The organism is Curtobacterium sp. MCBA15_016, from assembly GCF_001865105.1.
Lineage (GTDB): Bacteria > Actinomycetota > Actinomycetes > Actinomycetales > Microbacteriaceae > Curtobacterium.
The window spans coordinates 31,364-57,754 of sequence record NZ_MJGR01000013.1 but is presented as its reverse complement, the minus strand read 5'-3'; the positions used below and the strand labels follow the sequence as shown (position 1 = coordinate 57,754).

24 protein-coding genes and 1 riboswitch are annotated in these 26,391 nt (G+C 73.2%); of the genes, 15 read left to right on the top strand and 9 right to left on the bottom strand.

The annotated features are described in order from the left end of the window. Positions 1-69: 69 nt before the first annotated feature. The 3 genes from thiD to thiM form a co-directional block, all read right to left on the bottom strand. Positions 70-1,575, bottom strand: a complete 1,506-nt coding sequence (gene thiD, locus BIV03_RS05680) for a bifunctional hydroxymethylpyrimidine kinase/phosphomethylpyrimidine kinase (RefSeq protein WP_071294964.1) — start codon at positions 1,573-1,575, stop codon at positions 70-72. Then, positions 1,572-2,312, bottom strand: coding sequence for a thiamine phosphate synthase (thiE, locus tag BIV03_RS05675; RefSeq protein ID WP_071294963.1), 741 nt, complete (start codon positions 2,310-2,312; stop codon positions 1,572-1,574). Before thiE ends, thiD begins: the two co-directional genes overlap by 4 nt. Then, positions 2,309-3,157 carry a hydroxyethylthiazole kinase gene (gene thiM / locus BIV03_RS05670; protein ID WP_071294972.1) on the bottom strand — a complete coding sequence of 283 codons (849 nt, stop codon included), beginning with the start codon at positions 3,155-3,157 and terminating at the stop codon, positions 2,309-2,311. Before thiM ends, thiE begins: the two co-directional genes overlap by 4 nt. Then, positions 3,146-3,241: riboswitch (TPP riboswitch) on the bottom strand. It overlaps the preceding gene by 12 nt. A 67-nt stretch (positions 3,242-3,308) precedes the next feature. On the opposite strand from thiM, the gene BIV03_RS05665 reads away from it, so the two are divergent. Continuing rightward, complete coding sequence (locus BIV03_RS05665; protein WP_071294962.1) at positions 3,309-4,199, top strand: NUDIX domain-containing protein; 891 nt, start codon at positions 3,309-3,311, stop codon at positions 4,197-4,199. A 14-nt stretch (positions 4,200-4,213) separates the two neighbouring features. On the opposite strand, the gene BIV03_RS05660 is transcribed toward BIV03_RS05665, so the two are convergent. Together BIV03_RS05660 and BIV03_RS05655 are read right to left on the bottom strand one after the other, a co-directional pair. Next, positions 4,214-5,458 carry an MFS transporter gene (locus tag BIV03_RS05660; RefSeq protein WP_071294961.1) on the bottom strand — a complete coding sequence of 415 codons (1,245 nt, stop codon included), beginning with the start codon at positions 5,456-5,458 and terminating at the stop codon, positions 4,214-4,216. Beyond that, positions 5,455-6,105 carry a GntR family transcriptional regulator gene (locus tag BIV03_RS05655; protein WP_217637344.1) on the bottom strand — a complete coding sequence of 217 codons (651 nt, stop codon included), beginning with the start codon at positions 6,103-6,105 and terminating at the stop codon, positions 5,455-5,457. Before BIV03_RS05655 ends, BIV03_RS05660 begins: the two co-directional genes overlap by 4 nt. Before the next feature lie 139 nt (positions 6,106-6,244). Here BIV03_RS05655 and BIV03_RS05650 point away from each other — a divergent pair, with 139 nt between their 5' ends. The 3 genes from BIV03_RS05650 to BIV03_RS05640 all read left to right on the top strand — a co-directional run bounded on the left by BIV03_RS05650 (position 6,245) and on the right by BIV03_RS05640 (position 9,200). Further along, complete coding sequence (locus BIV03_RS05650; RefSeq protein ID WP_070418627.1) at positions 6,245-6,991, top strand: phosphotransferase enzyme family protein; 747 nt, start codon at positions 6,245-6,247, stop codon at positions 6,989-6,991. Between the two features lie 22 nt (positions 6,992-7,013). After that, positions 7,014-8,090 carry a winged helix DNA-binding domain-containing protein gene (locus tag BIV03_RS05645; RefSeq protein ID WP_071294960.1) on the top strand — a complete coding sequence of 359 codons (1,077 nt, stop codon included), beginning with the start codon at positions 7,014-7,016 and terminating at the stop codon, positions 8,088-8,090. A gap of 162 nt (positions 8,091-8,252) precedes the next feature. After that, positions 8,253-9,200, top strand: a complete 948-nt coding sequence (locus BIV03_RS05640; protein WP_071294959.1) for a DnaJ domain-containing protein — start codon at positions 8,253-8,255, stop codon at positions 9,198-9,200. Between the two features lie 13 nt (positions 9,201-9,213). Here BIV03_RS05640 and BIV03_RS05635 read toward each other — a convergent pair whose 3' ends face one another. Continuing rightward, positions 9,214-9,576: an RNA-binding S4 domain-containing protein gene (locus tag BIV03_RS05635; protein WP_070418630.1), complete on the bottom strand. Its 363-nt coding sequence runs from the start codon at positions 9,574-9,576 to the stop codon at positions 9,214-9,216. A 33-nt stretch (positions 9,577-9,609) separates the two neighbouring features. On the opposite strand from BIV03_RS05635, the gene BIV03_RS05630 reads away from it, so the two are divergent. Together BIV03_RS05630 and BIV03_RS05625 are read left to right on the top strand one after the other, a co-directional pair. Beyond that, the gene (locus tag BIV03_RS05630; protein WP_217637346.1) at positions 9,610-9,867 is read left to right on the top strand and encodes a hypothetical protein; all 258 of its coding nucleotides are present in this window, start codon (positions 9,610-9,612) and stop codon (positions 9,865-9,867) included. A gap of 90 nt (positions 9,868-9,957) precedes the next feature. Beyond that, a complete protein-coding gene (locus BIV03_RS05625; RefSeq protein WP_071294958.1) occupies positions 9,958-11,115 on the top strand; it encodes a hypothetical protein in 1,158 nt (385 codons plus the stop codon). An 11-nt stretch (positions 11,116-11,126) separates the two neighbouring features. On the opposite strand, the gene BIV03_RS05620 is transcribed toward BIV03_RS05625, so the two are convergent. Next, positions 11,127-12,593 (bottom strand): S1C family serine protease, encoded by a 1,467-nt coding sequence (locus BIV03_RS05620; RefSeq protein ID WP_254790752.1) that lies wholly within the window; start codon positions 12,591-12,593, stop codon positions 11,127-11,129. A gap of 198 nt (positions 12,594-12,791) precedes the next feature. Here BIV03_RS05620 and BIV03_RS05615 point away from each other — a divergent pair, with 198 nt between their 5' ends. The 5 genes from BIV03_RS05615 (at position 12,792) to BIV03_RS05595 (ending at position 16,825) form a co-directional block, all read left to right on the top strand. Further along, a complete protein-coding gene (locus BIV03_RS05615; protein WP_254790750.1) occupies positions 12,792-13,787 on the top strand; it encodes an iron ABC transporter permease in 996 nt (331 codons plus the stop codon). Further along, positions 13,784-14,764: an iron chelate uptake ABC transporter family permease subunit gene (locus tag BIV03_RS05610; RefSeq protein WP_071294957.1), complete on the top strand. Its 981-nt coding sequence runs from the start codon at positions 13,784-13,786 to the stop codon at positions 14,762-14,764. The genes BIV03_RS05615 and BIV03_RS05610 overlap by 4 nt, the downstream gene beginning before the upstream one ends. A gap of 123 nt (positions 14,765-14,887) precedes the next feature. Beyond that, positions 14,888-15,367 carry an FHA domain-containing protein gene (locus BIV03_RS05605; RefSeq protein WP_071294956.1) on the top strand — a complete coding sequence of 160 codons (480 nt, stop codon included), beginning with the start codon at positions 14,888-14,890 and terminating at the stop codon, positions 15,365-15,367. Further along, positions 15,367-16,071 carry a MerR family transcriptional regulator gene (locus BIV03_RS05600; RefSeq protein WP_071294955.1) on the top strand — a complete coding sequence of 235 codons (705 nt, stop codon included), beginning with the start codon at positions 15,367-15,369 and terminating at the stop codon, positions 16,069-16,071. Before BIV03_RS05605 ends, BIV03_RS05600 begins: the two co-directional genes overlap by 1 nt. Before the next feature lie 193 nt (positions 16,072-16,264). After that, positions 16,265-16,825: a MerR family transcriptional regulator gene (locus BIV03_RS05595; protein WP_070418635.1), complete on the top strand. Its 561-nt coding sequence runs from the start codon at positions 16,265-16,267 to the stop codon at positions 16,823-16,825. A gap of 517 nt (positions 16,826-17,342) precedes the next feature. Here the strand turns inward: BIV03_RS05595 and BIV03_RS05590 are convergent. Continuing rightward, positions 17,343-18,155 (bottom strand): ParA family protein, encoded by an 813-nt coding sequence (locus BIV03_RS05590; RefSeq protein WP_070418636.1) that lies wholly within the window; start codon positions 18,153-18,155, stop codon positions 17,343-17,345. A gap of 60 nt (positions 18,156-18,215) precedes the next feature. Here BIV03_RS05590 and BIV03_RS05585 point away from each other — a divergent pair, with 60 nt between their 5' ends. The 4 genes from BIV03_RS05585 to BIV03_RS20225 all read left to right on the top strand — a co-directional run bounded on the left by BIV03_RS05585 (position 18,216) and on the right by BIV03_RS20225 (position 24,351). Next, positions 18,216-21,626 carry a pyruvate carboxylase gene (locus tag BIV03_RS05585; protein ID WP_071294954.1) on the top strand — a complete coding sequence of 1,137 codons (3,411 nt, stop codon included), beginning with the start codon at positions 18,216-18,218 and terminating at the stop codon, positions 21,624-21,626. Between the two features lies 1 nt (position 21,627). After that, positions 21,628-22,131, top strand: coding sequence for a peptide deformylase (locus BIV03_RS05580; RefSeq protein ID WP_070418638.1), 504 nt, complete (start codon positions 21,628-21,630; stop codon positions 22,129-22,131). A 100-nt stretch (positions 22,132-22,231) separates the two neighbouring features. Beyond that, positions 22,232-24,109 (top strand): hypothetical protein, encoded by a 1,878-nt coding sequence (locus tag BIV03_RS19475; RefSeq protein ID WP_071294953.1) that lies wholly within the window; start codon positions 22,232-22,234, stop codon positions 24,107-24,109. A gap of 110 nt (positions 24,110-24,219) precedes the next feature. Then, positions 24,220-24,351 (top strand): hypothetical protein, encoded by a 132-nt coding sequence (locus BIV03_RS20225; protein WP_258027649.1) that lies wholly within the window; start codon positions 24,220-24,222, stop codon positions 24,349-24,351. 111 nt (positions 24,352-24,462) lie between these two features. Here BIV03_RS20225 and BIV03_RS05570 read toward each other — a convergent pair whose 3' ends face one another. Continuing rightward, positions 24,463-26,307 carry a long-chain fatty acid--CoA ligase gene (locus BIV03_RS05570; protein WP_071294952.1) on the bottom strand — a complete coding sequence of 615 codons (1,845 nt, stop codon included), beginning with the start codon at positions 26,305-26,307 and terminating at the stop codon, positions 24,463-24,465. Positions 26,308-26,391: the final 84 nt, after the last annotated feature.

The following is a 26,391-nucleotide window of genomic DNA, read 5'->3' as shown; positions in this document are numbered from 1 at the left end:
CGCGAAAGCGACAGGGTGCCGTCGAATCGTGACGGCACCCTGTCGCTTCCGCGCCAGGGACCGCGGCGCTCAGCGAGAGCGTGTCGCTTCGGCGGCACGCTCCGGGGTCGCCCCCGGGCCCGTGACGACGTCGGAGACCGCGGTCGGCATCCGGAAGAACGCGAGCTCCCACGCGGTCGACGCGCGGAAGGCGCGCGTCATGGCGCCGCGCTCGGCCGGCGTCGCCGCCGCGGCGAGCCGCTCGACCCGGGCCGTCGCATCCGCGGAGGCCTCGGCGAACCCCGGGTCGCCGTACGCGCCGATCCAGTCCGCGAACGGGTGGTCCGACCCGACCGTGCCGATCTGCGTCCCGACCCACGCGTACACGCGGAAGCACGGCAGCACCGCCGCGGCGAGGACCCCGACGGACCCGGAGTCCGCAGCGGCCTGCAGGTGGGCGAGGTAGCCGGCGCAGACCGGGTGGACGGGGTCCTCGGCGTGCGTGCCGGCGAGGCGTCGATGGTGCAGGTCGCGGGCCTCGTCGGCGCAGCCCTGGGCCGATGCCTGCCAGAACGCGGCCTCGGCCCCGGTCGTCCACGAGCCGAGCAGCGCCAGGTGCCGCTCGTACGCGCGGAGGTAGTGGACGTCCTGCGCCAGGTACGCGGCGAACACCTCGGGGTCGAGCGTCCCCGCGCGCATCCCGGCGAGGAAGTCGCACGCGATCGTCTCGTGCAGGACCTCGGCGACGTCGTCCCACCAGCGGTCGGTCCACCTCGGCTCCGGCCGCTCCGCACGCACGAGCGCGCCGTGGTCGACCGGACCGTTCCCGGTGCCGACGTGCAGGGCGTCGGCGCCGCGGAGGGCCGCGGTCAGCCAGCGCTTCGCCGTGCCGACGGCCAGTTCCCAGTCGCCGTCGCGGGCCGCGAGCGTCGCGATCGCACTCGACAGCGAGCACCCGGTGCCGTGCGTGTTCGTCGTCCGGACGCGTGGCGCGCTGAACGTCCGGAGCACCCCGTCGGGCCCGACGAGCACGTCGTCCGAGGTGTCGCCGTCGTCGTGGCCGCCCTTCGCGAGCACGAGCACGTCCCAGGTGCGGGCGATCGTGAGCGCCCGGTCCTCCGCGCTGTCCGGGGCCCGTCCGTCCAGGGTGGCCAGCTCGGCGAGCACCGCGAGTTCCGCCCGGTTCGGCGTCACGAGGTCGGCGAGCCCGAGCAGCGTCGTCATCGCCCGCGAGGCGTCCTCGTCGAGCAACCGGTCCCCGCTCGTCGCGACCATCACGGGGTCGACCACCACGACGGGCGGGCGGTGCTCGCGGAGCCACTCGGTCACGACCCGCACGACCTCGGCGGTGCCGAGCATCCCGACCTTCACGGCGTCGACCACGACGTCGTCCGACACCGCGTCGAGCTGTTCGCGCAGGAACGCGACGTCCGGCACGTGCACCGAGCGCACCCCGTGCGTGTTCTGCGCGACGAGCGCGGTCACGACGCCCATGCCGTAGCCGTCGTGCGCCGCGATGGCCTTGAGGTCCGCCTGCATCCCCGCCCCACCCGTCGGGTCGGTCCCGGCGATGCTCAGGACGCGCGGGACGCTCATGCGTCCGCCCCGTGGTGCGTCGCGTCGGCCAGGAGGAACGGATCGCCACCGCCCGACGGCCCCGCCTCCGCCCCGTGGTCGGGTCCAGGGCCCCACGCGGACACGAACGCCGCCGCGGCGGACCCGGGGTCGGCCGCGGCACAGATGCCCGACACGACCGCCACGCCCGCGGCACCGGCTGCCCGGAGCGGCACGACGTCGTCGAGCGTCACCCCGCCGATCGCCACGCACGGCACGTCCGTCGCGCGTGCGAGCCGGCCGAAGCCGTCGTGTCCGAGGGCCGGCGGGTGGTCCGCCTTCGTCGCGGTCGGGTGCACCACGCCGACCCCGAGCAGGTCGACCGTGCCGCGGGGGAGTGCGGCGACGGCGGCGAGGTGCTCCGGGGTGTTCGCGGTCAGCCCGACGTGTGCGTCCGCTCCGAGCAGGGCGCGAGCGGCGGTGACGGGGACGTCGGACTGGCCGAGGTGCACGCCCGCGACCCGGTGTCCCGCGTGCCGAGCGGCCAGGGCGACGTCCAACCGGTCGTCGACCACCACGGTCGCGCGGTCGCCCACGGCGTCGGCCACCGCGGCGGTCAGTGCCAGCAGGTCACGGGCCGAGGCGTCCTTGTCGCGCACCTGCACGATCCGCACCCCGCCGTGCACCGCGGCACGGACGACCCCGAGCACGCCGATGCCGTGCCGGTCCGACAGCGCCGGGTCGGTCACGAGGTACACGCCGAACCCACCGGCGCTCACGCGGCCACCGCCGGGGACTCCACGGTGATGCGCGCCGTGCGCACGACGTCGTCCGGCGAGAGCGACGCCAGGCGGTCGAGGAACAGCGGCTGGAACGTGCCCGGTCCGCCGGCCTCGCGCGCCGCGAGCTCGGCCGCGATCGTGTGCACCGCGGTCGCGGCGACGGCGGCCGCGCCCGGGTCCTCGGAGGAGACGGCGGTGAACGCGGCGACGACGGCACCGAGTGCGCACCCGCCGCCGGTGATCCGCGTGAGCAGCTCCGTGCCGTTCGCGACCCGCACCACGCCTGTGCCGGGCGCGACCAGCAGGTCGATCGGACCCGACACGGCCACCGCGGCCACGCGCCTGGCGGCCACCGCGTCGACCGCGGCCGCTCGCGCGTCGTCGGTGCCGACCGTGCTGTCGACGCCACGACCACCGGCCGAGGCGCCGAGCACCGCGAGCACCTCGGAGGCGTTGCCCCGCAGCACCGTCGGACCGAGCGCCAGCAGGTCCCGGGCGAGGGCCGTCCGCACCGGCAGGGAGCCGACGGCGACCGGGTCGAGCACCCAGGGCGTGCCGGCGTCGACCGCTGCCGAGGCGGCTTCGAGCGACGCGGCCCGGGGTTCGGCGTGCGGCGTGCCGGTGTTCACCAGCAGGGCGTCGGCGACCCGGGCGAACGGCCCGGCCTCGGTGACGACGTCGACCATCGCGGCCGAGGCGCCGAGCGCGAGCAGCACGTTCGCGGTGACGTTCTGCACCACGGTGTTCGTGATGCAGTGCACCAGGGGACTCCGGGCGCGGACGGCCTCGAGGAGTTCGGCGGTCCGACGGGCCCAGTCGGGGGCGGGCGCAGCAGTGTGCATGGACGATCCCTTCGCGAGTACGAGCTCGAGCAGGTTCGACGGGTGTGATCTCAGCCGCTGGTTGCGGCACCCCGTGTCTCGACCGACACCGTACACGAGCGGCTCCGACGTCTCCGGTCACATGACGGGTCCCGTGTGACAGGGTTGACGGGTGCCAGACACCACGCCTCCCGGGCCGCCTCCCGGCCCCCGCGACCCCGGCGACGCCTGGGCGGTCGGCCCCGACGGCACCAAGGCCTGGGGGCGCTTCGGCGCGGCCGGACTCCTCGTCGACGACGGCTCCGGGCGCGTGCTCCTGCAGCACCGCGTCGAGTGGAGCCACCACGGCGGCACCTGGGGGATCCCGGGCGGAGCCCGCCACCTCGGCGAGGACGCCGTGACCGGGGCGCTCCGCGAGTCGGCGGAGGAAGCCGGCGTGCCCGAGGACGGCGTGGACCTCCGGCACACCGCCGTGCTGGACCTCGGGTTCTGGACGTACACGACGGTGGTGGGGCGCGCCTCCAGGGCCTTCGAACCGGTGATCGCGGACCGCGAGAGCCTCGAACTGGCCTGGGTGCCCGTCGGCGACGTCGAGGACCTGCCCCTGCACCCCGGGTTCGGGGCGTCGTGGCCGGCGCTGCGGGCACGGATCGAGACGACACCGCACGTCGTGGTGGACGCGGCGAACGTCGTCGGCAGTGTGCCGGACGGGTGGTGGAAGGACCGGGCGGGGGCTGCGTCGCGGCTGCTCGGGTCGGTGGGGGCGCTCGCCGCGGCGGGTGTGTCGGCCGAGGTGCTCGCGCTGCCGTTCGACCGGTGGTGGCCGCGGTGGACCGTGGTGCTCGAGGGTGCCGCGCGGGACGCCGTGGGCGCCGACGACCCGGTGTCCGTCGTGCGCGCGCCGGGGTCGGGTGACGACGCGATCGTCGAGGCTGCCCGGGCCGCGGTGGACGCCGGCCACACGCCGGTCGTCGTGGTGACCGCCGACCGCGAGCTCCGGGCCCGCGTCGAGGAGCTCGGCGCCGCGGTGCACGGGCCGGCCTGGCTGCGCGACCAGTTCTGACCGCGCGGTCCCAGCTACGCGGGGATGTGCTTCCGCGACGACACCAGGATCGCCACCCACGACAGCACCCCGAGCCCGACGACCACCCACAGGATCGTCGGCACCGCCACGACGTTCGCCACCGCGGCGATGACCGCGGGCGCCAGGAACCCGGCGTACGCCGCCGCGTAGAACACCCCGGTGAGCCCGGCCAGGTCGCGTGTCCCCGCGATCCGCTGGACCTCGAGCAGGCTCGACACGAGCGCCAGCCCGATGCCGAGGCCGATCACGACGTTCGCCACGAGCCCGATCGCCACGGACTGCAGCTGGACCGCCACGACGACCACGGCGATGCCCGCGGTCATGAGTGCCACGGCGGTCAGCAGCCCGCGTGCCGACAGGAGCGAGGTGACCCGCCCGGCGAGGGGCTGCACGGCACTCGACACCCCGAGAGCGACGACGGTGGCGGCGGTGGCGAACACGAGCCCCCACGTGCCGGTCGCCCCGGCGAGCTTCGTCGGCAGGTACCCGTACCCGATCGCTGCGGACCCGAAGATCCACGGCGCGGCGACGAGCACGACCCGGGTGAACCGGCGGTGCCCGGCGCTCGGCACGGCGAGCTGCTTCCACCAGGGACCGGGCAGACCACCGGAGCGGCTCGTCTCCGGCGTGCGCCAGACGATCACGGCGAAGGGGACGGCGACGCAGATGTGCACGAGGAAGGGCAGGACCTCGGGGATCGGCCCCCACTGCGCGATGAGCCCGGCGACGAGGGCACCCGACGCCGACCCGAGGGTGAACGCCAGTGACGCCCGGCGTGCACCGGACCCGGCGTCGGCCGACGGGTCGAAGCGTCCCTGCGAGAGCTCCTTCACCCAGCTGTTGCCGACCGCCATCGCGATCCCGACGGTGACCCCGGAGAACAGGCGTCCGGCCATGAGGAACCCCGCGCCGAGCGGGCCGAACGCCAGCAGTCCGCTGCCGACGACGGCCGAGACGATCCCGGCGAGCATGAGCGGGCGGCGGCCGTGCCGGTCGGACAGGGACCCGGCGACGAGGAGCGCCGGCGCGAGCCCGAGCACGTACACGCCGAGGAAGACGTTCACGAGCAGCGACGAGTAGTGCGCGCGCTCCTCGTACATGAGCAGCAGGGGTGAGAACTGGTTCCCGCCCCACGAGCACACGAACACCGCGCCCCAGACGGCGACCCACGGCAGGACGCGTGCGTTCGGGACCGCGAGCGAGCCGGTGGTCGGGACGCTGCCGGTGGTGGCGCTCACAGGGCGCCCCGGTGCGACGCGACGTGGGCGCGGAGGACCTCGGCGTAGCGGAGGGCGTCGCCGGCCTCGAGCGCGGCGGCCAGTGCGCGGTGGTCCTCGAGGGACGCCTGCAACTGGGACGGCTGGAGCCGCATCAGGTGGTGCCGCAGCCGCTGCTGCCGGTCGCGCAGGGTCCGGGCGAACATGACGGCGATGGCGTTCCGCGACGCCCCGATGACAGCACCGTGGAACTCCGCGTCGACCTCGATGAACCGGTCGACGTCGCCGGTCGCGACCGCCTGCTCCTGTTCCGCGAGCATCGCCTGGAGGAACGGGGTGACGTCCGCCACGCGCCCGTCGGTGACGACGCGGGTCGCCGCGGTCGACTCGATCGCCTCCCGCATCTCGAGCACGTCGGCCGCCTCGCTCGGGGACATCGGCCGGACGACGGCGCCCTTCCGGGACTCGAGGGTGAGTAGGTCCTCGGCGGCGAGACGCAGGAACGCCTCGTGCACGGGCGTCCGCGACACGCCGATCTCCTGGCAGAGCGCGTTCTCGCTGATCGCCGTGCCGCCGGGCAGGTCGCCGCGGATGATCGCGCGCTTCACGTGGTCGTAGGCCCGGTCGGACGCTGCCTGGGCGGTGGTGTTCGTGCTCGGGGTGCTCACGGTCGACGATCCTACCCCTTGCATGCAACGGTGCATGCGGTCGTGTCACGCGCTGTTCACACGTGGACCGCGACACCGGGGCACACGGGCGGATACGCTGGGCCACCACGTCAACGGAGACGTACAACAGGAGGTTCCGATGGAGCGGATCACCAGGGCCGACGATCGCGTGCACCGCCCGGCAGGGCCGTGGACACCGACCGTGCACCGGCTGCTCGCCCACCTGCACGAACAGGGGTTCGTCGCAGCACCGGAACCGATCGAGCTCGGGCACACGCTCGAGACCGTCTCGTTCGTCCCCGGCGAAGCGGGGGAGTACCCGTGGACGGCCGACGTCGCGAGCGAGGCCGCCCTCGTCACGACCGCCCGGCTGCTGCGGCACTACCACGACGCCGCCGCCACCTTCACGCGCGACGACGACCGCGACGTCTGGTCCCAGGCGGAGCGGTACCCCGCCGAGACGATCGTGCACGGCGACTTCGCACCGTACAACTGCGTCTACGACGGCATCGCCGCGGTCGGGCTCATCGACTTCGACACCGCGCACCCCGGGCCGCGGGTCTGGGACGTGGCCAGTGCCGTGTACCGGTTCGCACCGTTCACCACCGGCGTCGTCGAGGGGTCGACCGCGCCGTCGCTCGACGAACGGCTCGACCGTGCCGCCGAGTTCTGCCGCGCCTACGAGCTGGACGCCCGGTCGCGCGAGGTCCTCGCCGAGACGATCCTCGGCTCCCTCGTCGCGTTGGTCACGACCATGGAGACCGAGGCGGCGGCCGGGAACCCGAAGTTCGTCAGCGACCTGCAGCACGGGCACGCCGACCTCTACCGGGCCGACGTGGCGTACATCGAGCAGCACGCCGACGAGATCACCGCAGCCGTCGCCTGACCGCGACGGCGATGCTGGTGCCATGACGACCACACCGGCCCAGCTGCGTGCGATGCGCCTCGCCGCCCAGGGCATCGCCGTGCCCGGGCTCGGGCCGACCCAGGTGGTGGAACGCATGCTCGCCGTCCAGGGGCAGGACCTCGGGCAGGTCACCTGGGCCATCGGCGTCCGCGCGCCCGGGTCCACGCGCGACGACGTCCGCGCCGCGTTCGACCGCGGCGAGGTCGTCCGTTCGTGGCCGATGCGCGGCACCCTGCACGCGATGCGCCCCGACGACCTCCGACTGCTGCTCTCCCTCACCGCCGATCGGACGATCCGCTCCATCGCCCGGCGTGCGATCGAGCTCGGCATCGACGACGACGTCCTCCGCACCGCCCGGGACGCCACGGCCGACGCACTGTCCGGCGGTCGGTCACTCGTGCGCGACGACCTGTTCGACGTCTACCGAGGCGCCGGCATCGACCCGACGCGAGGGCTGGGGTACCACGTGCTGCTCCGCCTCGCGCTCGAGGGGCTGGTCGCCTGGGGGCCCACCGCCCGCGTCGGCCAGGGGCTCGTGCTCCTCGACGAGTGGGCGCCGGCGACGGCCGACCTGCCCGACCGCGACGAGGCCCTGCGGCGGGTGCTGATCGGTCACCTGCGCGGGAGGGGCCCGGTGACCGAGGCCGACACCGCCTCGTGGACGAAGCTGCCGCTCGGCGACGTCCGACGTGCCCGAGCGGTGGCCGGTGACGCCGTGGAGGACCTCGGCGACGGACTCCTCGCCCTCGCCGACCGACCCGACCCGGGGGGTGTGCCGACCGGGCACCTCCTGCCCGGGTTCGACGAGTACCTCCTCGGGTACGCCGACCGCTCCGTCCAGCTCGACCCCGTGCACGCCGACCGGGTCGTCCCCGGCGCCAACGGCATGTTCCTGCCGATGGCCGTCGTGCGGGGTCGGGTCGTCGGGACCTGGAGCCGCACCGAGCGCACCCGCGACGTCCGGGTCACCGTCACGCCCTTCGAGCCGCTCGACGCCGGTGCGGTCCGCGCCCTCGAGGCCGCTGCCGACCGGTACGGATCGTTCCTCGCCGCCCCCGTCTCCTTCGCCGTCGCCTGACCACCTGAGTCCCCCACGCCGTCCGCGACACCGCACCGGTCGATCGACAGGTGCCTCGTCGCAGACCCGGTGCCGGCGTACCGGACCCGACCCGTTCCTCCAGGCAGCACCCAGCAGCCACGCGGCGGACTCCGACGCTCCCTCGGGTAATGTCGCAGGGCCATGACCGACAGCCCGGCCGACGCCACCCCGTACGAAGTCCTCGGCGTCCGAGCGACCGCCGACGACGACGAACTCCGCCGCGCCTACCGCCGCGCCGCTCGCGAGTCCCACCCCGACCTCGGCGGCGACGCCCGCCGCTTCCGCCAGGTCCAGATCGCCTGGGAACGCATCGGCACCCCCGCCGCACGCCGCGCCTACGACGCGGGATCCCAGCGCGGCAGCCAGCAGAGCGCGTCCGGCCCGTCCGGTTCCTCCGCCTGGAGGAGCGACACCGGCCGCGACGCCTACGCACCCCCGGCAGCGCGTCGCGATGCACGTCCGCGGGCCCGGTCCCACGGACACCCCGGCGGGCGATCGCGCGAGGTCTTCCTGCAGGCCGAGCGCGAGTGGGTCGGCCTCGGGGACCCCATCGAGGACCCCTACGACCCCACGCTCATCCGCTCCGCTCCCCGGCACATCCGACGGCTGCTGGCCGAGGCGCTCGCCGAGGAGGCGACCGCGTCGATCGTCTCCGAGATGGGCATCGGCGTGACGGTCTGGCACGACCTCGACGCGGGGGCCGAGGGCAAGCTCGACCACGCGGTCCTCACCCCGAGCGGGCTGTGGGCCGTCGAGTCGATCGACTGGGGCGCCCCGGTCCGCGTCGAGCACGGCGAGATCACGGGGGAGACCCTGGCATCAGGGGAGCGCCCCGTGAAGGAGCTCGTCCGTGCCGCCCGCGCCGTGCAGAAGCAGACCCGGGTGCGGTTCACCGGCCGGCTGCTCGTGGTGCCGGACTCCGCGGTGGGCGAGGACGTGCAGGTCGTCGGCTCGCCCCGGAAGCCCACGGCGCTCGTCGTCCGCCGCAGTGCGCTCGGCCAGGTGCTGAACGGCGTGTTCTCGCCCGAGGGGAGCGTCGACGTGTTCGAGGTCCGCGACCGCCTGCAGCAGACCGTCCGCTTCGTCTGACGGGAAGGCGGGGTCAGTAGCCGCGGAGCTTCTCGAGGTCGCGGCGCTCCCGCTTGCTCGGGCGTCCGGCGCCGCGGTCGCGCATCGGGACGAAGCCGGCCTCCTCCTTGGGGAGCCGCGGCGGGGTCTTGTCCTCGAAGTGCTTCGCGGCCTCGGGGGCGCTCGTCCGCTTGAGGATGATCCCCGTGACGACGACGATCCGGTCGAACCCGTTCTGCCGGACCCGGACCTCGTCCCCGGGGCCGATCGGCTGCGCGGGCTTCGCACGCTCCCCGTTCACCCGGACGTGGCCGGCCTTGCACGCGGCGGTCGCGGCGGAGCGGGTCTTCGTGATCCGCACCGCCCAGATCCAGCTGTCCACGCGCGCCTTGGCCATCCCCACACTCTAGGCGCGCCCTACGCTGGGGGCGTGGAGGGCACCGGACAGGACGCGATCGCCCGGGCACTCGCGCTCGGGGTCCTCCGGGACGCCGCGGTCGGGGACCGCCTGGTCGTGCGGGCGCACCACGGCGGGGGAGCGCAGGACGCGCTCGGGGTCATCGTCGCCCGGACCGCGTCGTCCGTGACGATCGACACCCGCCGGGGTCCGGTCGAGGTGGCGCTCGCCGACGTCGTCGCCGCGAAGCCGGTCCCGCCGCCGCCCGCACCACGCCCGCGCCGCCCCTGAGTCCGCCGGTCCGACCTCGCGCGCACCGGAAGCGCGCGCGCCCGGCGAGCCGCCACCGCCCCCGCACCGGCCCCGACGTAGCCTCGTGCCATGGCCGTCCCCGTCCCACTCGGCACCGAGGACCGCACCGCCCGCTTGACCCTCCGCCGCCCCGACGCGTGGCGCCGTGAGGACTCGGCACAGGCGGATCTGCGCGTCACCGGCGACGACGTCGTGCTCACCGTCCGATCCCGTCCGAGCGACCGGACCGTCGCGGAGGAGCACACGAGTCTGCTCGAACGCCTCCCCGGTTCGGTCGAGGGGCTCCGACTCATCGGCTCCGACCCGTGGACGACCGCGGGAGCGCCGGCGCGCCTCGTTGAGTACGTCCGACCCGACGAGGGCGGCGACGTCGCGGGAGCGCACCTGCTCTTCGTCACCGGGCGGCACCGCGTCGACCTCACCATCGAGCGGCCCCTCGCCCGGATGCTCGCCACCGACGACCTCGTGTCCGCCGTCCTCGACAGCGTCCGCGCCACCGAACCCGCGCCGTCGCGGGTGCAGCGCGACCTCGAGGCACTGCCCGAGCCCGCACCGGCCGCCGACCTCGAGGGCACCCACCTCGGCTCCGAGGCCCTCGCCACCCTGCGCTCGCTCGCCGGCCGTCGCTGGAACCCCACGCTCCTCCGCACGCCCGCCGGACGCGAGCTCATCGAGTCCGGCCTGGTCGGCCGGCTCGGCACCCTGCCCGAGTCGACGCAGGCGCTCCTCGCACCGTGGGAGGGCGATGCCCAGCCCGTGACCCTGGAACAGCGGCTGCCCGACGGGCGCACCACGCGCCTCCAGGCCTGGTCGGAGACCGTCGTGGACGGGACGGACGAGACGGGCGCGGTGATCGCGCAGCTGCCGGTCGAGCGCGTGGTCGCGCTCGTGGCCGGGAGGCTCGGCATCGGTCCGGCGTGGACCTTCCCGTTCCGCACGGGGTCGCTCCGGGCGGACCTGCTCGGGCGTCGGACCTCCGGGGCGGACGCCGCCCCGGACCTGCCGACGGCGATCGCCGAGGCGGACCCGCGGCTCGCGCGCTTCTGGGCGGCTCCGTGGACGGTGTCGTCGCTGCGTCGTCCGGGGAAGCCGAACCCGATCGTCGTCGTGCACGCGGCGGGGCAGGGCTTCGCGCGCGTCGGACGCACGGAAGCCGGGGAGACCGTCTTCGCGACGGACTCCCCGGCGAACGTGTACCGGTCGGTGGTGCGGGCGCTGCTCGGCTGAGCCGTTCTCTGCTAGGCCGCGGGGCCGGCGGTCAGGGTGACCGTGACGGTCTTCGCGGCACCGGTGCTGTCGGTGTACCCGACCGTCACCTTGTCCCCGACCGAGTGCGACTGGATCGCCGAGGTCAGCGCGTCCGAGCTCGCCACGGCGGTGCCGTCGATGCTCGTGATGGTGTCGCCGGCGGCGAGACCGGCCGACGCGGCGCCGGAGCCCTCGACCGTGCCCGCGACCGCGACGCCGCCCGTCGATGCCGTCCCGCTGACCTCGACCCCGAGGAACGCCGGCAGTCCGATGGTGATCGTCGACGACGACTCGCCCGCGAGGATCTTGTCCGCGATCGACTTCGCCGTGGTGATCGGGATCGCGTACCCGGTGACGTCCGCCGTGCCCGATGACGCCGCGGTGGCCATGCCGACGACCTCGCCCTCGCTGTCGAGCACCGGACCGCCCGAGTCGCCCGAGACGATGTCCGCCGCGACCTCGATGAGTCCCTGCAGCGACTCGGTGCCCGTGCCCGACTCGCTCTGCACCTGGATGTCCTGGTCGGTCGCGGTCACGGTGCCCTCGGCGGCGACGAGGTTGCCGGTGCCCTCGGCGTTGCCGACGTCGGTCACGGTGTCGCCGGTGCTCGGCTCGCCGTCGTCGTCGAGCGTCACCGTGGACAGGCCCGACGCGCCCTCGAGCTTGAGGACCGCGACGTCGTGGGTGGCGTCCGTCCCGACGACGTCCGCCTTGTACTCCTTGCCGGTCGTCTCGTCGGTGACCGTGATGCTCGTCGCGCCCTGGATGACGTGGTTGTTCGTGAGGATCGTGCCGTTCGAGGTGAGGATCATGCCCGTGCCGGCCGCCTGCGACGACTCGTCGTAGTTGAGGACCGTGTTGATCGTCACGACGCCCTTCTTCTGGGCGCTCGTCGCCGCGGTCGCCGCGGACTCGGTGCTCGTGCCGCTGCCGCCGTCGCTCGACCCGCTGCCGGTGCCGTCGCCCGGCACCGTGAAGCCGTTCGTGCCGCTGCCGTCGGAGCCGGTGCCGGAACCCGATCCGGTATCCGGCAGCGTCGTGCCCTGCGACTGGCTCGAGGTCGTGGTCGTGTGCTGCGAGGACAGTCCGAGCGCGGTCCCGCCCGCCGCACCGACGATCGCCAGGGCCGCGATCCCGGAGCCGATCATCAGGCCCAGCCGCCGGGGCCGCTTCGTTCCGTGGTTCGCTGCGGCGGCGCCGTGCACCCAGCCGTGCTGGAACCCGGGGAGCGACGGGCTGCCGATCAGGAACGGGCCGCGGCCGTCCGGGGTGTAGCCGTAGGGGCCGGAGCCGTCGGGCCCGTAGAGGAACGGCCCGCTGCCGTCGAACGCGTAGGCCGAGCGGAGGGTCGACGGGTCGGCGTGCGGTGCCTCCCACGTCGCCCCGGCCTGCGGCTGCGCGGCGTCGGTGCGGGCGGTGCCGTTCTCGTCGGCGGCGGGGTTCGGGGTCTCGTTCATCAGTGCTCTCCGGTCGTCCCTCGGCTGCCCGGTCGGGCGTCGATGGGTACGAGTACAGGCCCGGTTCCCATGACGAACCTATGAACGGACCCTGCGGCTGCTCACGGCTTGCTCGGGGGTCGCCGTACGACGTCGTCCGTTAGGGTTGCCTTACTTCCCATGCGTTCGCCGTCGCCCACCCCTCCTGCGCCCAGCTCCGTGTCCCGCCTCGTCGGCGCCACCGTGCTGGCGGTGGTCGTCCTCGTCGTGGCGGTGGCGCTCTCGGTGGCCTTCGGCTCCCGCCCGATCCCGCTCGGCACCGTGCTCGACACCGTCCTGCACCCCGGACGGAACGACGAGATCGGCCTGATCGTGCTCGGCAACCGCGTGCCCCGCACCGTCGTCGGACTCCTCGCCGGGTCCGCGCTCGGGGTCGCCGGCGCCGTCATGCAGGGCGTCACCCGGAACCCGCTCGCCGATCCGAGCGTCCTCGGCATCAACTCGGGGGCCGCGCTCGCGGTCGTCGCCGGGATCGCGCTGTTCGGCGTCAGCGGCACCGCCGCGTACCTGCCGTTCGCCTTCCTCGGGGCCGCCCTCGCCGCGCTCCTCGTGTACGGCATCGCCGCCGTGGCCCGCCGGGGGCTGTCGCCCGTCGGACTCGCCCTGTCCGGGGCCGTCGTCGCCGCTGCACTGTCCTCGATCACCACGGCGGTGCTCGTGACGAGCCAGAGCCTCCTCGACCAGCTGCGCTTCTGGCAGGTCGGAGCGCTGGCCGGCAAGGACCTCGGCACCGCCGGGGTGATCACGGTCCCGGTGCTCGTCGGGCTCGTCATCGCCTTCGCCCTCGGCCGGTCGCTCAACACGCTCGCGCTCGGCGACGAGCTCGCCGCGTCGCTCGGGCAGCGTGTCGTGCTCGTGCGCGCCGTCGGGGGAGTCGTCACCGTGCTGCTCGCCGGGTCGGCCGTCGCGGCAGCAGGGCCGATCGCGTTCATCGGGCTCGCCGTGCCGCACGCCGTCCGTCGGTTGAGCGGGCCGGACCACCGCTGGACGATCCTGCTGTCGGCCATCGTCGCGCCGGCGCTGCTGCTCGTCGCCGACGTGATCGGCCGCGTCGTGGCGTACCCGGGGGAGCTGCAGGTCGGCATCGTCACGGCGCTCATCGGCGCGCCGGTGTTCATCTGGCTCGTACGGTCGCGGGCGGTGAAGGGCCTGTGACCGCCGTGCGCCGCGAGTGGCTCGTGCTCGGTGCCGTCCTCGTCCTGCTCGTCGCCCTCGTGCTCGTCGGGCTCGGCGTCGGCGAGATCCCGCTCTCGCCCGTGCAGGTCGCGAGCGCGCTCGTCGGGCACGGCGACACCGTCTCGGACTTCGTGATCGGGCAGCTCCGTGGCCCCCGGGTCGCCGGGGCGATCCTCGTGGGGGCGTCGCTCGGCGTGGCCGGTGGCATCGTGCAGAGCGTCGTCCGGAACCCCATCGCGAGTCCGGACGTCATCGGCATCACCTCGGGCGCGAGCGCTTCGGGCCTGACCGCCATCGTCCTGTTCGGCGCGAGCGGCGGGACCCTGTTCTCGGTGGTGCTCGTCGGTGCCGTCCTCGTCTCCCTCGTCATCGCCGGACTCGCGTGGCGTCGGGGGATCACCGGCAACCGGGTCGTCCTCGTGGGCATCGGCGTCGCGGCGATCTGCCTGAGCATCACCGGGTGGATGCTCACGAGCGGCACGGTCACCCAGGCCGGCACCGCGCTGCTCTGGCTCTCCGGCAGCCTGAACGCCGTCGACCGGAACCTCGTCGGGGTCCTCGCCGTCGTCTTCGTGGTGTTCACGACACTCGCCCTCCTGCAGTCCTCGCGGCTCACCGTGCTGACCCTCGGCGACGAGGTGGCCTCGGCGCTCGGGCTCCGGCCGAACCGCGCGAAGGTGCTGCTCCTGCTGACCGCCGTGTGCCTGACCGCCGCCGCCGTGGCCACCGCGGGACCGGTGTCCTTCGTCGCGCTGATGGCGGCCCCCATCGCCCGGAGGCTCGTCGGGGGCGGACGGGTCGCCCTCGGGTCGACCGCCGCCGTCGGTGCCGCGATCACACTGGCGAGCGACCTCATCGCCCAGTTCGCGATCCCGGGGAACGCGCTGCCGGTCGGTGTGGTGACGGGGGTCATCGGGGCGCCCTACCTGCTGTGGCTGCTCGCGCGCGGGCGCTGACGCATCCGTGTTCCCGGTACGTTCGCTGTACGCGTTCTGCCGAGTTGTCCCCAGCCCCGTTCGGGGCTCCCGTTCGGCCGCTCGTTTCCGATACGCTGGTGCGCCAAGAGGAGGAGGTCCACGATGCCAGAACCAGTGGTCCCGCAGCCGGACGGTCAGAAGACCCCTGAGCAGCGGCTGGTCGACACCACACTGACCTTCAGCATGGACATGGGGGCGGCGCTCACTGCCGAGTCCGGTGTGTCCGCCGAAGAACGTGAAGCGATCAACGCGCTGCCCTCCGGGTCGGCGCTGCTCGTGGTCCGTCGCGGGCCGAACGTCGGTGCTCGGTTCCTCCTCGACTCGGACGTCACCACGGCGGGGCGCCACCCCGACGCCGACATCTTCCTCGACGACGTCACGGTGTCGCGCAAGCACGCCCAGTTCCTCCGCCACGGCACGAGCTTCAGCGTGAAGGACAACGGGTCGCTCAACGGCACGTACTTCGACGGCGTCCGCATCGACGAAGCACTCCTCACCGACGGGTCCGAAGTGCAGGTCGGCAAGTTCCGCCTGACCTTCTACGCCTCCCGGGTCGACCTGGCGCGCCTGGCGACCGCGTAGTGGCCGCACGGTCCGCCGCGGCCCGGGCGGGGTCCGCGGTCTCGGACCTGCTCACGATCGGGCAGGTCCTCGCTCGCCTCAAGCCGGAGTTCCCGGACCTGTCGAGCTCGAAGCTCCGGTTCCTCGAAGAGCGCGAGCTGGTCACCCCGATCCGCACCGCGAGCGGCTACCGGAAGTTCTCGGCGGCCGACGTCGAGCGGCTCCGGATCGTCCTCGGGCTGCAGCGCGACCACTACCTCCCGCTCAAGGTCATCAAGGACTACCTGGCCGACCTCGACGCCGGGCGTGAACCGGTGCTCCCCGGGGGCGGCGACGCGCCGAAGCCGTCCATCCTCGGGCGTGAGCGGCGTTACACCCGCGACGAGACGGTCCGTGCTGCCGGTGCCTCGCCGATGCTCCTCGCCGACGCGGTCTCGGCGTCGCTGCTGCCCGCTGCCGACACGTACGGCGACGACGGGGTCTCGGTGCTCAAGGCCCTCGTCGAACTCCAGCGCACCGGGATCGAACCGCGACACCTCCGCACGATGCGCAGCGTCGCCGAGCGCGAGGTCGGGCTCATCGAGTCCGCGCTCATGCCGGTGTCCCGCCGCGGTGACGCCACGTCCCGGGCGAAGGCGACCGAGCTCGCGCGCGAGATCGCCGGCCACCTCGAGGTGATCCGGTCGAACCTCATCCGCACGGCGATCGGGCGTCTCGACGCATGACGCGCGTCGTGGCTCGTCCCTCCTCGACCGCTGGTGCGCGTCGGTGGGTGGGGCGTATCCTCGACACGCCGGACGCGCCGAGTCGGATGTCCCGCGCCGGAGCGGTCCGAGTCGCTACCGTGGACCTCGGAACAACTCTCAACCCGTCATTGAACGTTCAGTTGGGAGCTCGATCGTCGTGGAAGGCAGCCTGATGAGTGGGAACGACACCCCCGGCACCGAGTCGGAGATGACCCGGTACGACCTCGGGCTGCTCTTCACCGACGGCCTGCCCGAGCACGACGAGCAGAACGGGTACCGCGGTACCGTCGCTGCCCGTGCTGCCGGCATCTCCTACCGCCAGCTCGACTACTGGGCCCGCACCGAGCTCGTCGAGCCGACGATCCGCGGGGCCGCGGGCTCCGGGTCGCAGCGGCTGTACGGCTTCCGCGACATCCTCGTGCTCAAGCTCGTGAAGCGCCTGCTCGACACGGGCATCTCCCTCCAGCAGATCCGCACCGCCGTGAACCAGCTGCGCGAGTCCGGCGTCTCGGACCTGGCGCAGACGACGCTCATGTCGGACGGTGCCTCGGTGTACCTCTGCACCTCCGACGACGAGGTCATCGACCTGGTCTCGCGGGGTCAGGGCGTGTTCGGCATCGCGGTGGGCAAGGTCCTGCGCGAGGTCGAGTCCTCGCTGGTCGAGCTCGACGCGACGCCGGCGGCCGACCCCGACGACGAGCTCGCCGCCCGCCGGGCTTCCCGCGCGTCCTAATCCCGCGCTGGCGGGCCTGCCCGGGCCCGAGCCCGGGCCCGCGTCCGCTCGAGTCGCAAGGTCGCACGTTCTGCCGCGCGCGCCCATTCCGTGCGACATGTTGTGCGACCTCGGCACGCAAGCCGTGGCGTGTCGTGCGACCTCGGCGCGCGCCGGGCGTCGTGCGACCTCGAGCGAGCCTCCGCGGGCGCCACACCGCCCCGACCACGAGGTCGCACGATCTGCCGCGCGAGCCCGTTCCCCGCGGCAGTTCGTGCGACCTGGTCGGACGTGAGCCGCATGTCGAGCGACCTCGCGGGGTGAACCCGAGCGTGTTGTCCGGCGGTGGTGCGACGGAGGCGAGGCGCGCCTCCCGGTCGATGTCGTGCGCCGTGCCGGAGGCGAGGTCGCACGTTCTGCCGTTCGGGCCAGCTCCCGGCGGCACTTTGCGCGACCTCGGCGAACGCGAGCGGCGTGTTGCGCGACCTCGGCGAAGCCGAACGGGCCCACGGCCGAGCGCCAGCGGGCGCGACGCGCCCTAGGCCGCGCCGCCCTCGGCGTACGGGCCGATCTTGCCCGTGCGCATGATGCGCTCGAGCAGCTGGTCGAAGTTCTTCGCCATCTCCTGCGCCGACTCACCCGGCCACACGTGCAGGGGCTTCGCCGCACCCTGCGCCTGCTGCAGCGAGGTCCGCTCGGGCAGCTGCGGCGAGAGCACGAGCGGGCCGAACATGTCGCGGAGCTCCTTGATGCGGAACTGGTGCTCGAGCGACTGCACGCGGGCACGGTTCACGATGATGCCGAGCGGCTGCAAGCGGGGGGAGAGCCCGCGGCGGATCTCCTCGATCGCGCGGAGGGCCCGGTCGGCAGCGGCCACCGAGAAGAGTCCGGGCTCGGTGACGACGGTCACACGGTCGGACGCAGCCCAGGCGGTGCGGGTGAGGGCGTTCAGCGACGGCGCGCAGTCGATGAGGACGAGGTCGTAGTCCTGCTCGACGTTCGCGAGGGCCTCTTCGAGCTTCCAGATGTCGCGGATGGACGGGTGCGGCCCGTCGAAGTTGATGGCCGAGGGCGATCCGACCATGACGTCGATCTTGCCCTGGGAGCCCTTCGTCCACCCCGAGGGGGCGATCGCCTGACGGACGATCTTCTCCTTCGGGTTCTCGAGGACGTCCGCCACGTTGAGGTGGCCGGAGATGTTGATGTCGAGGCCGGTCGAGACGTCCGACTGCGGGTCGAGATCCACCACCAGCGTGCGCAGTCCCTTGGCGAACGCGGCCGAAGTCAGGCCGAGCGTCACCGTCGTCTTGCCGACACCACCCTTGAGGGAGCTCACGCTGAGTACATGCACGGTGAGCAACGTTACCGCCAGTAGGGTTGTCTCACCTCAACCCGGGCTGAAAGGGACCTCGTGTTCAGCAAGATCCTGGTCGCCAATCGTGGCGAGATCGCCATCCGTGCCTTCCGGGCCGCGTACGAGCTGGGGGCGAAGACCGTCGCCGTCTACCCGTACGAGGACCGCAACTCCCTGCACCGCCTCAAGGCGGACGAGGCCTACCTGATCGGCGAGCGCGGACATCCCGTCCGCGCCTACCTGGACGTCTCCGAGATCGTGCGTGTCGCACGCGAGTCGGGTGCCGACGCGATCTACCCCGGCTACGGCTTCCTGTCCGAGAACCCGGAGCTCGCCGCCGCAGCCGCTGCCGCGGGCATCACGTTCATCGGCCCGGGTGAGCACGTGCTCGAGATGGCGGGCAACAAGGTCACCGCGAAGGAGCACGCGGTCGCGGCCGGTGTCCCGGTCCTCGCGAGCACCCCGGCGAGCCGCGACATCGAGGAACTCCTCGCCGGCGCGGACGCCATCGGGTTCCCGGTGTTCGCGAAGGCCGTCGCCGGTGGCGGTGGCCGTGGCATGCGCCGGGTGGAGACGAAGCCCGAGCTGCGTGCGGCCCTCGAAGAGGCGATGCGCGAGGCCGACAGCGCCTTCGGCGACCCGACGATGTTCCTCGAGCAGGCCGTCATCCGTCCGCGCCACATCGAGGTGCAGATCCTCGCCGACGCCACCGGCACCGACGCCGGCACGATCCACCTGTTCGAGCGCGACTGCTCGGTCCAGCGCCGGAACCAGAAGGTCGTCGAGATCGCGCCGGCGCCGAACCTCGACCCGGCGATCGCGCAGGCGCTGCACCGCGACGCCGTCGCCTTCGCCCGGTCGATCGGGTACGTGAACGCCGGCACGGTGGAGTTCCTGCTCGACACCGAGGGCGAGCGTGCGGGCCAGCACGTCTTCATCGAGATGAACCCGCGCATCCAGGTCGAGCACACCGTCACCGAAGAGGTCACGGACGTCGACCTCGTCCAGTCGCAGATGCGCATCGCCGCCGGGCAGACCCTCGGCGACCTCGGCCTGTCGCAGGACAGCGTCCGCGTGCACGGCGCAGCCCTGCAGACACGCATCACCACCGAGGACCCGACGCAGGGCTTCCGCCCGGACACGGGTCGCATCACGACCTACCGCAGCCCGGGTGGCGCGGGCGTCCGCCTCGACGGCGGCACGGTCGCCACCGGCGCGCAGATCAGCCCGCACTTCGACTCGATGCTCGCGAAGATGACCTGCCGCGGGCGGGACTTCCCGGCGGCGGTGGCCCGGGCGAAGCGCGCCCTCGCGGAGTTCCGCATCCGGGGCGTCTCCACGAACATCCCGTTCCTGCAGGCCGTGCTCGAGGACCCCGACTTCGACCGCGGCGACATCTCGACGAAGTTCATCGAGGAGCGCCCGCAGCTGTTCGGCGGCCACGTCTCGAAGGACCGCGGCACGAAGGTGCTGAACTGGCTCGCCGACGTGACGGTGAACAAGCCGAACGGCGAGCGTCGCCCGCAGACCGTCGAGCCGAGCGAGAAGCTGCCGACGATCGACCTCGGCGCCCCGGTCCCCGAGGGGCAGCGCGACCGCCTCCGCCTGCTGGGTCCGGCCGAGTGGGCGAAGGCGCTCCGCGGTCAGACCGAGCTCGCCGTCACCGAGACGACGATGCGCGACGCCCACCAGTCGCTCCTCGCGACCCGTGTGCGCACGAAGGACCTCGTCGCGGTCGCCCCGTACGTCGCCCGACTCACGCCGCAGCTGCTCAGCGTCGAGGCCTGGGGCGGTGCCACCTACGACGTGGCGCTCCGCTTCCTCGGCGAGGACCCGTGGGAGCGGCTCGCCTCGCTGCGCGAGGCGATGCCGAACATCCCGATCCAGATGCTGCTCCGCGGACGCAACACCGTCGGCTACACGCCGTACCCGACCGAGGTGACGGACGCGTTCGTGGCCGAGGCGGCCGCGACGGGTGTCGACGTGTTCCGCGTGTTCGACGCGCTCAACGACGTCAGCCAGTTGCGTCCGGCCCTGGAGGCGGTGCTCGCCACCGACACGGCCGTCGCCGAAGCGGCGCTCTGCTACACCGCCGACCTCCTCGACCCGTCCGAGGACCTCTACACGCTCGACTACTACCTCCGCCTCGCGGAGCAGATGGTCGAGGCCGGTGCGCACGTCATCGGTATCAAGGACATGGCCGGCCTGCTCCGCGCCGGCGCGGCCGAGCGGCTCGTCACCGCCCTGCGGGAGCGCTTCGACCAGCCGGTGCACGTGCACACGCACGACACCGCGGGCGGACAGCTCGCGACGCTCCTCGCCGCGGCCCGTGCCGGTGCCGACGCGGTGGACGTCGCCGCCGCGCCGATGGCCGGCACGACCAGCCAGCCGAGCATGTCCGCGCTCGTCGCCGCCCTGGCGCACACCGAGCGCGACACGCGGCTCTCCCTCGACGCCGTCGGCGACCTCGAGCCGTACTGGGAAGCGGTGCGGCGTGCGTACGCCCCGTTCGAGTCCGGCCTGCCGGGTCCGACGGGCCGCGTGTACAAGCACGAGATCCCCGGCGGTCAGCTGTCGAACCTCCGCCAGCAGGCCATCGCGCTCGGGCTCGGCGACCGCTTCGAGCAGGTCGAGGACTGGTACGCCGAGGCAAACCGGATCCTCGGCCGCCCCACGAAGGTCACGCCGTCGTCGAAGGTCGTCGGCGACCTCGCGCTGCAGCTGGCCGCGGTGGACGCCGACCCGGTCGACTTCGAGCAGAACCCGCAGAAGTACGACATCCCGGACTCCGTCGTCGGCTTCATGGCCGGCGAACTCGGCGACCTGCCCGGTGGCTGGCCCGAGCCCTTCCGGTCGAAGGTCCTCGCGGGCCGCGACGTCCGGCTCGAGATCACGCCGGTGCCGGACGCCGAGGGCGCACACCTGGAGACCCCCGGTCCCGAACGGCGACAGGCCCTCAACCGCCTGCTCTTCCCGCAGCCGACGCAGCAGTTCGAGCGCGTCCGCGAGCAGTACGGCGACCTGTCCGTCGTGCCGACCGTCGACTACCTGTACGGCCTGCGCCCCGAGCAGGAGCACGTCGTGCCGCTCGGCAAGGGCGTGGACCTGTTCGTCGGGCTCGAGGCGATCGGCGAGGCCGACGCGCGCGGCGTCCGCACGGTCATGGCGACGATGAACGGGCAGCTCCGCCCGGTGTACGTCCGCGACCGCTCGATCGAGGTCGAGACCAAGGCCGCCGAGCAGGCGGACAAGACCGACCCGAAGCACGTCGCGGCACCGTTCTCCGGTGTCGTGACGCTCAAGGTCGCCGTCGGTGACGTCGTCGAAGCCGGACAGGCCGTGGCGAGCATCGAGGCGATGAAGATGGAAGCGGCCATCACGGCACCCGTCGCGGGGACCGTCGGCCGACTCGCGATCCCGGTGACCCAGCAGGTGGACGCCGGCGACCTCCTGGTGGTGCTGCAGTAAATTGACCGTCCGTCCCATCCGCCTGTTCGGCGACCCCGTCCTCCGGTCCCCGGCCGACCCGATCCGTCCAGACGCGCTCGGCAGCGCGGGCATCCGCGACCTCGTGCAGGACCTGGTCGACACCGTCAAGGAGCCCGGCCGCGCCGGCGTCGCCGCTCCCCAGATCGGTGTCGGTCTGCGCGCCTTCTCGTACAACGTCGACGGCGAGGTCGGCTACGTGCTCAACCCCGAGATCGTCGAGGTGTCGGGGGAGCCGGAGCTCATGGACGAGGGCTGTCTCTCCGTCCCTGGCCTGTCGTACCCCACGCGCCGGTACCCGTACGCGAAGGTCCGCGGCGTCGACGTCGACGGGGCCGAGGTCGTGCTCGAGGGCACCGGGCTCATGGCCGAGGCGCTCCAGCACGAGGTGGACCACCTCGACGGCACCGTCTACGTGATGACGCTCGACCCGGAGATCCGCCGCCAGGCGCTCCGCGACATCCGCGCGCAGGACTGGTTCCACTAGTCCTCCGAAGTGCCCACCCTCGGTCGGGCGGCACCCTGACTCGGGGGTGAGGTGCGTGCGCACTCCTGGGTACGGTGACCGCGTCGACCAGGGGAGCACCATGACACAGGGACCAGCCCGCCGCGCCGTCGTCGCCGTCCTCGGCGTCCTCGCCGTCGCCGCGGCCACCGCCGTCGGCCCGGCCACCACCGCGAGCAGCGCGGCCGCCGCCACGGCCGCGACCGTGCCGACCTACACCGAGTCGCCCGACTACGCCACCGAGACCTTCGGCGACCCCTGGGACTACAGCAACACCGCCGACCAGAACACCGACCGCGTCGGCTACGGCCGCTACTCGATCAGCAAGGGCCACCTGATCGGCACCCTCGAGCGCTCCACCTACTTCTCCCCGGTCGAGACCATGCCCGGCACGCTGCCCTACGGCCGCGACGGCGCCCTCCACCCGATCGACACGAAGCGCTACACGCACCTCTCCGTCTCGATGGACCAGCCGTACGCCGGCCGGCAGATCGCGATCAGCTGGTTCACCTGCGCGGCACGATCGCTCAGCTGCATGGGCGGCGTGACGGCGAAGGTCGAGAAGGGGAACCACGTCGTCGACGTCGACCTCACCGGCAAGTCCGTCATGGGCGGGCACGTCCCCTGGACCGGTTCGAAGCCGACGCTGCTCCGCGTGCAGCCGATCGTCGTCCACACCGGCGAGAGCCCGAGCGGGAAGGTCAGCATCGACTGGACCCGGCTCCACGGCGGCTCCGCTCCGCAGGACGCCCTGCCGGCGGGCGACTACGGCACCTTCCGGGTCGTCGCCCGACCGATCGCGGTCGTGGACAGCCCGAACCCCGACCAGGGCAAGGACCTCGCGGCCGTCCAGCGCGGGCGCTCCTGGGTCCTGACGAACGGCGTCGCCGGGCGCGGCGTCACGCTGAAGAACGCCCGGTTCCGCAGCTGGAGCTCCGTCGGCCTCACCGCGCAGAACGCCGGCCCGATCGTGCGCGACCCCGAGGTCGTCTTCCCGGTGTCGGCCTTCGACGGCAAGCAGTACCACTGGCTGTCCTGGTCGATGTCGTACGACGGCGCCTACGACCTCCGCAACGCCCCCGGCGGCGGGAAGATGGCGCGCCTGGTGTGGTCGGTGCGCGGCGCGAAGGGCCTGCAGGTCAGCAACGACGTCCTGACCTTCTCCGGCGCCAACGCCACCCCGGTCGGCCCGAACGAGTCGGGCGAGAACCGCATCGACCTGGCGGCGACGAACCCCCTCGACGAGACGATGCCGAAGGGCAGTCCCGGGTGGAAGCAGGTCGTCACGAGCCTCCGCTGGGACCCGAACGAGGACCGCGGCGCCGCCGTCTGGCACCTCAAGTCGTTCCACCTCCGCGCGGACCCGGCAGCCAACGGGTGGACGCGCATCGGCTTCCACGACGCCGCCTGGACCGCCGGGACGACCGCGAAGGTCACCGTGACCCGCGACGGCACGACGACGAAGCGCGTGCTGGTGGACGGCGTGGCCGTGACGAAGGGTGCGAACAGCGTGCCGTTCGTCCTCGGCACACTGCCGGCGGGCAGCTACCACGCGACCGTCACGCTCCGGCACCCGGACGGCTCGACCGCGACGAGCACCTCCGCGGCGCCCGTCCGGATGTCGGCGGCCCCGGTGGGCGCCCACGACCCGCGCGGGCACGACCAGGCACCGGCGGCCACCGCGACGGGGGTCACGGTCGCGGGCTGGGCCTACGACCCGGACACGACCCGGCCGCTGGCGATCCGCGTCGCCGAGGCCGGGCGGGTCCTCGCGACCGGCACGACCGGCCTCACCCGGAACGACGTCCGGAAGGTGCACCCGGACGCGCCGATCGGCTCCGGCTACCGCTTCGCGGTCCCGCTGGCGAGCGGGTCGCACACCCTCTGCACGACCGCCGTCGGCACCGGCTCGGGCATGCCCGAGACCGACCTCGGATGCCGGACCGTCCGCGTTCCGTGAACGCCGTGGTGACACCCCAACGTGGGATTGTCGCTTTGTCCTGACGAAGAGGTACCGTATCGCCGTCGGCTTCCCACCGACACCGTTTCCCACACCCCCAGGACATCCCCATGACCGCACAGAACGACGAGCTCAGCTCGCACCGCACCCGCACCAACCGTCGCCCCACCGAGGTCCAGGTCACGACCTCCTCGACGGCCGTCCTCGACGCCCCGGAGACGCAGCAACCGCAGGAGCGCTGAGCGCGCGGGCGGACGCGACCACGGGTCGCGCCCCGCGCGCAGGGTGACGCACAGGAGGCGCGGTGCCGGTCCACGGGACCGGCACCGCGCCTCCTGGCACGCGTCGCGGACCTAGCCCCGGCGGCGGCGACCCTCGACGACGGGCGTCGCGGTGGTCTGCACCTTCGACCCCGAGTAGATGTGCTCGACGTCGGCGGCGAAGTCCTTCAGGACGACCGCGCGCTTGATCGTCAGCTTCGGCGTGAGGTGCCCCGATGCCTCGGTGAGGTCGGTGTCGAGCACCGTGAACGACCGGACCGACTCGGCACGTGACACGCGCTGGTTGGCGGCGTCGATCGCCTCCTGCACGGCCTGGTGGACCCGCTCGTCGTAGGCGGCCTCGTGCGCGGTGAGCGCCGGGGTGATCCCGCGCGTCTCGCACCAGCCGGCGAGCATGTCCCGGTCGAGCGTGACGAGGGCGGCGACGAAGGGCTTGCCCTCGCCGACGACGACGACCTGTCCGATGAGCGGGTGCTCGCGGATGCCGTCCTCGAGCGGTGCCGGTGCGACGTTCTTGCCGCTGGCGGTGACGATGAGCTCCTTGGCGCGGCCGGTCACGGTGAGGACGCCGTCGGTGTCGAGCCGGCCGAGGTCGCCGGTCCGGAACCAGCCGTCGACGAGGGCCTTCGCGGTGGCCTCGTCGTTCCGCCAGTAGCGGTCGAAGACGTCGACGCCGCGGATGAGGATCTCGTCGTCCTCGGCGATCCGGATCTCGACGCCCGGGAGCGCGCGGCCGACACTGCCGATCCGGAGCTCCCCGGCTCGGTTCACGGTCGCGGGAGCGGTCGTCTCGGTGAGGCCGTACCCCTCGAGGATGAGCACCCCGATCGACCGGAAGAAGTGCGACAGCCGCGGGGAGAGCGGTGCCGAGCCGCTCACGGCGTAGCGGACGCGGCCGCCCATCGCGTCGCGGAGCTTGGCGTAGACGAGCCGGTCGAAGAGCTTGAAGCGGAGGGCGAGTCCGAGCGGGACCTTCCCGCTCGCGAGGGCCTCGGAGTGCGCGACCGCGGTCTTCGCGGCGGCACGGAAGATCCGACCCTTGCCCCCGAGGTCGGCCTTCTGCTCGGCGGAGTTGTAGATCTTCTCGAACACGCGCGGGACGGCGAGCAGGAACGACGGCTTGAACGTCGACACCGCGTGCATGAGGTCCTTCGTGTCCGGCTCGTGGCCGACGAGGACGCCCGCGGAGACGGACATCACCGCGATGAACCGGGCGAAGACGTGGGCCATCGGGATGAACAGCAGCGTCGAGGCGTCGTCGGCGACGACCTCGGGCATCGCCTCCGACGCGCCCTCCACGGTGGCGGTGAAGTTGTCGTGCCGGAGCACGCAGCCCTTCGGTCGGCCCGTCGTCCCCGAGGTGTAGATGATCGTGGCGTCGTCGTGGCCGTGCACGTCGACGGTGCGCGCGTCGAGCTCGTCGTCGGTGACGTCCTCGCCGAGGCGGACGAGGTCGTCGAGCCCGCCGCCGTCGATCGTCCAGTGCTGGCCGAGGTGCGGCAGGTCCGGTGCGATCGACGCGACACGGCGGGCGTGCTCCTCCTGCTCGACGACGATCGCGACGGCCTCGGAGTCGGAGAGGATCCAGCGCACCTGGTCGGGGGAGCTGGTCTCGTAGACCGGGATCGACACGAGGCCGGCGGTCCACACGGCGAAGTCGACGAGCGTCCACTCGAGGCGGGTGCGCGACAGGATCGCCACGTGCGCGCCGGGCTCGAGGCCTGCGGCGACGAAGCCCTTCGCGATCCCGCGGACCCGACGTTCGACGTCGGCCGCGCTGATCGGGGTCCAGGTGTCGCCGCGGCGCTCGGCGAGGATCGGACGGTCCGGTGTCGCCCGCACCCGCTCGGAGAGCAGTCGGGCAGCCGAGCCGTGGTCGGGTGCGGTGATCGGTGTTGGGTGCCGCTGATCGTTCACGGTGACTCCCTTGTCGGCCGGTTCGATTCGAGTGCGCCTCATCGTCGAGGCGACACCGCCAGCATAGGGCGCGGTGTCGAGCGT

What these genes read in the sequence shown, in the direction of transcription:
- thiD (WP_071294964.1), bottom strand. Translation starts at nt 1,575, where the DNA reads ATGAGCGTCCCGCGCGTCCTGAGCATCGCCGGGACCGACCCGACGGGT.
- thiM (WP_071294972.1), bottom strand. Translation starts at nt 3,157, where the DNA reads ATGCACACTGCTGCGCCCGCCCCCGACTGGGCCCGTCGGACCGCCGAA.
- BIV03_RS05650 (WP_070418627.1), top strand. Translation starts at nt 6,245, where the DNA reads ATGGAGCGGATCACCAGGGCCGACGATCGCGTGCACCGCCCGGCAGGG.
- BIV03_RS05645 (WP_071294960.1), top strand. Translation starts at nt 7,014, where the DNA reads ATGACGACCACACCGGCCCAGCTGCGTGCGATGCGCCTCGCCGCCCAG.
- BIV03_RS05640 (WP_071294959.1), top strand. Translation starts at nt 8,253, where the DNA reads ATGACCGACAGCCCGGCCGACGCCACCCCGTACGAAGTCCTCGGCGTC.
- BIV03_RS05635 (WP_070418630.1), bottom strand. Translation starts at nt 9,576, where the DNA reads ATGGCCAAGGCGCGCGTGGACAGCTGGATCTGGGCGGTGCGGATCACG.
- BIV03_RS05625 (WP_071294958.1), top strand. Translation starts at nt 9,958, where the DNA reads ATGGCCGTCCCCGTCCCACTCGGCACCGAGGACCGCACCGCCCGCTTG.
- BIV03_RS05620 (WP_254790752.1), bottom strand. Translation starts at nt 12,593, where the DNA reads ATGAACGAGACCCCGAACCCCGCCGCCGACGAGAACGGCACCGCCCGC.
- BIV03_RS05605 (WP_071294956.1), top strand. Translation starts at nt 14,888, where the DNA reads ATGCCAGAACCAGTGGTCCCGCAGCCGGACGGTCAGAAGACCCCTGAG.
- BIV03_RS05595 (WP_070418635.1), top strand. Translation starts at nt 16,265, where the DNA reads ATGAGTGGGAACGACACCCCCGGCACCGAGTCGGAGATGACCCGGTAC.
- BIV03_RS19475 (WP_071294953.1), top strand. Translation starts at nt 22,232, where the DNA reads ATGACACAGGGACCAGCCCGCCGCGCCGTCGTCGCCGTCCTCGGCGTC.
- BIV03_RS20225 (WP_258027649.1), top strand. Translation starts at nt 24,220, where the DNA reads ATGACCGCACAGAACGACGAGCTCAGCTCGCACCGCACCCGCACCAAC.